This window comes from Geminicoccus flavidas (genome assembly GCF_009806515.1).
Taxonomy (GTDB): domain Bacteria; phylum Pseudomonadota; class Alphaproteobacteria; order Geminicoccales; family Geminicoccaceae; genus Geminicoccus; species Geminicoccus flavidus.
The window spans coordinates 1-1,357 of record NZ_WUJP01000448.1 but is presented as its reverse complement, the minus strand read 5'-3'; the positions used below and the strand labels follow the sequence as shown (position 1 = coordinate 1,357).

Below are 1,357 nucleotides of genomic sequence, written 5' to 3'. Positions count from 1 at the left end.
CTTGAACCGGGGTGGGGAGACGGCGCCTATACCAGTACCTTTGCCCGATGGCTGTTGGAGACGCGCGGCTGGCGCGTCGAGGCATCGCGCCACCCGGACACACAGCTCTGGCGCTATAGGCTGAAGGAGAAGCCACAGAACAAGTTCATTGTGCTGCCCAGGCGCTGGGTCGTCGAACGAACCTCTGCGTGGCTTGGTCAGTCACGGCGCTTGAGCAAGGACTACGAGCGTCTTCCCAAAACCTCCGAGACCATGATCTATACCGCCATGAGCCGGATCATGTTGCGCCGGTTGGCTCCATCATTCGCAACCACTTGATCTATCTCGAAGACAGTTTCTAGCGGGCGTTCATGCTGCCCGGCATCCTCCGCCAGCAAGGTCAGACGGGGTGCCGCCCAGCGCCCCATTCGTCGTCCGACACATCGGACGGATACGGCGTGCGAGATGGCATCCATCCCGAACGAGCACGCCGGCAGGTCCGTAACAGGCTCGAGGCAGCAGAGGCCGACAGGTGCATGCGACAGGCCTTGCCTGGCGCTGCGCCGCAATTACGCTCGCCCCGCATGCCTGCGGCGGCCGCGCCGCGCCTTGCCCGGTTCCTTGGGACCCGGGTTCCTGGGAGACGAAGATGATCCGTCGTTCGGCGCTTCTCGCTGCAGCCAGCCTCCTCAGCCTGTCGCTGACCGCACAGGCCCAGGACTTCCAGCCGGCCCTGCTCTTCGACATGGGCGGCAAGTTCGACAAGTCCTTCAATGAGGCCGCCTATAACGGTGCCGAGAAGTTCAAGGCCGAGACCGGGATCTCCTATCTGGAGTTCGAGGTGACCAACGAGAGCCAGCGCGACCAAGCGCTGGAGCGCATGGCCAGGCGGGCCAGCATCATCGTGGTGGTAGGCTTCGCCTTCGGGACCTCGCTGGAGGCCATGTCTGAGCGCTATCCAGATGCGAAGTTCACGATCATCGACGCCAGCGTCGACAAGCCGAACGTCCAGTCGATCCTCTTCAAGGAGCACGAGGGCAGCTATCTGGTCGGCATGGCCGCGGCCCTGAAGAGCCAGACCGGCAAGATCGGCTTCGTCGGCGGCATGGACATCCCGCTGATCCACAATTTCGAGTGGGGCTATGAACAGGGGGCGAAGGCGGCCAATCCGGACATCGAGTTCACCGCCAACTATGTCGGCACCACGCCCGCTGCCTGGAGCGATGCCACGCGCGCCAAGGAACTGGCCTTCAGTCATTATGACGCCGGTGCCGACGTGGTCTATGCCGCGGCCGGTGCCGCGGGGCTGGGCGTACTGGAAGCATCCAAGGACAAGGACAAGTTCTCGATCGGCGTCGACAGCAACCAGAACCATCTC

The 1,357-nt window shown here is 63.4% G+C and carries 2 protein-coding genes; both read left to right on the top strand.

Annotation, left to right across the window (positions count from 1 at the left end; genetic code table 11):
* Positions 1-318 (top strand): transposase (locus EQG76_RS32210; RefSeq protein ID WP_235031338.1); only part of this gene is annotated, 318 nt, incomplete at its 5' end.
* 310 nt (positions 319-628) lie between these two features.
* Positions 629-1,357 (top strand): BMP family ABC transporter substrate-binding protein (locus EQG76_RS12600; protein WP_159713824.1); only part of this gene is annotated, 729 nt, incomplete at its 3' end.